This window comes from Sulfitobacter sp. HI0040 (assembly GCF_001634885.1).
Taxonomy (GTDB): Bacteria; Pseudomonadota; Alphaproteobacteria; order Rhodobacterales; family Rhodobacteraceae; genus Sulfitobacter.
Genome location: NZ_LWEX01000266.1, coordinates 1 through 2,014 on the forward strand (window position 1 = coordinate 1; position 2,014 = coordinate 2,014).

Genomic DNA, 2,014 nt, shown 5'->3' on the forward strand with positions numbered 1-2,014 from the left:
TCGGTCACCTGCACGGTCTGGCTTGGCGGGTCGACCTTGTTGAGGTTGACGCGCAGCACGTTGATCCCGGACTCACGGTTATCGAGCGTGCCCTGGATCAGTTCCTTCACCCGCGCTTCGACAGCGGCACGATCCCGGTTCAGGATCGGCGCCAGTTCGGACTGGGCGATAACCTCACGCATGGCGGATTCGCTGATCGCCCGCACGGCGGCATCCGGATCGCGGAGGGAGAACTTGAAATTCTTGGCGTCCTTGATGTTCCAGACCACCTGAAAGTCGATGTCGACGATGTTTTCGTCCGTCGTCAGCATCAGGCCATCATTGTCGCCGCCGGAACGGCGCACGCCGATTTCCTCGGTACGGTTGGTCGTCACATCGAAGACTTCCGCCGTGACCACGGGCCAAGGCGCGAAGTTCAGACCTTCGGTGCCGATCTCGGAGAAATCGCCCAGCAGCAATTCGATGGACTGCTGTTCGGGCCGCACGGTGTAGAGGCTCGCGAAAAGCCACAGGACCAGCGCCACCACAAGGCCAAGGCCCACGGTGCCGCGTGTCAGCGCGGGGCCACCGGAGGGGCCGCGCCCGCCGCCGTCACCGCCCCGGTCGCGTCCGCCGCCGCCCATAAGGACGCGCAGATGCTCCTGACCTTTTCTTACCAGTTCGTCGATCTCGGGGATTTGCGGTTTGTCCTGCGGCCCGCGTCCGCCCCCGTCGTTGTTGCCCCGGTTGCCACCGGGCGGGGTTTCACGCCCGCCGCCGCTACCCCGGTTTCCTCCGCCGCCCCAAGGGCCGCCCGTGTTGCCAGCCATTCATTCTTCCCTTCATCGGCCGCAAACCGGCCCGTTGTCCCAAAATTGTGCACGATACCGCCGATTTCAAGCAGTTCGCGCCGGCTTTCGCAGGGTTACCAGTTCTTCGGTCATCGTCGGATGGACCGCGCAGGTCTGATCGAACTGCTCCTTGGTCAAGCCTGCCTTGACCGCGATCCCCGCAAGCTGGATCATCTCGCCCGCGTCGGGTGCGACGATGTGACAACCCAGCACGGTGCGATTTTCCTTCGAAACGATCAGCTTCATCAAGACCCGGTTCGATTTCTGCGCAAAGGCGGTGCGCATGGGCCGGAAGGAGGTGACATAAACCTCCACCTCCTCGCAGACGCGCGCTTCTTCCTCGCTCATCCCGACGGTTCCCATCTCGGGCTGGGTAAAGATCGCCGACGGCACCAGTTTATGGTCGACGGCGGTCTTTTCCCCGCCAAAGACCGTCTGGACGAACGCCATGCCTTCGCGGATCGCCACCGGGGTCAGGTTCACCCGGTCGGTCACATCGCCGATGGCATAGATCGAGGGCACATCGGTCTGGCTGTATTCGTTCACCAGTATCTCTTTCCGGCGTCCCAGCTTCACGCCGGTATTGTCCAGCCCCAGATCGGCAGTGTTGGGCACCCGTCCGGTGGCGAAAAGCACCATGTCGAAGACCTTTTCGCCGCCGTTGGTCGATTTCACCCAGATCGGCCCCTTCTGCATCGGATCGGCGCCGTCGTCGCTGGGTTCATGCGAAGACGCCCCGGGCTCTGTCACGCCGCCGGTGTCGCCGCGTTTCTTGCGATCCGACAGCAGTTCCATGTCGACGACATTGGTGCCCATGTGCAGGTCGATCCCCTCGTCCCGCATACATTCGGCCACCAGCCCGCGGGCCTCTTCGTCGAAACCGCGCAGGATCTGGGCACCGCGGTAATATTGCGTCACCTCGACCCCCATCCCGTTCAGGATGCAGGCAAATTCGCAAGCGATATAGCCGCCCCCGATGATCAGGATCGATTTCGGGAGTTGTTCGAGGTTGAAAATGTCATCCGACACGATGCCGAGTTCGGCATTGGGCAGTTCAGGGCGCACCGGGTGCCCGCCCACTGCGATCAGCACGTGCTTGGCTGTCTTGGTGGTCCCATCGGCGAGTTCGACGGTATGCGCATCTTTCATTGTCGCACGCTGGTCGAAAGTTTCGACCCCGGCGT

2 protein-coding genes are annotated in these 2,014 nt (G+C 62.7%); both read right to left on the bottom strand.

All coding sequences use genetic code 11. From position 1 onward, the window contains the following. Positions 1-809: protease modulator HflK (gene hflK / locus A3728_RS13515; RefSeq protein WP_201722325.1), on the bottom strand; the 809-nt coding region annotated here is incomplete at its 3' end. A 66-nt stretch (positions 810-875) separates the two neighbouring features. Beyond that, positions 876-2,014: FAD-dependent oxidoreductase (locus tag A3728_RS13520; RefSeq protein WP_067924680.1), on the bottom strand; the 1,139-nt coding region annotated here is incomplete at its 5' end.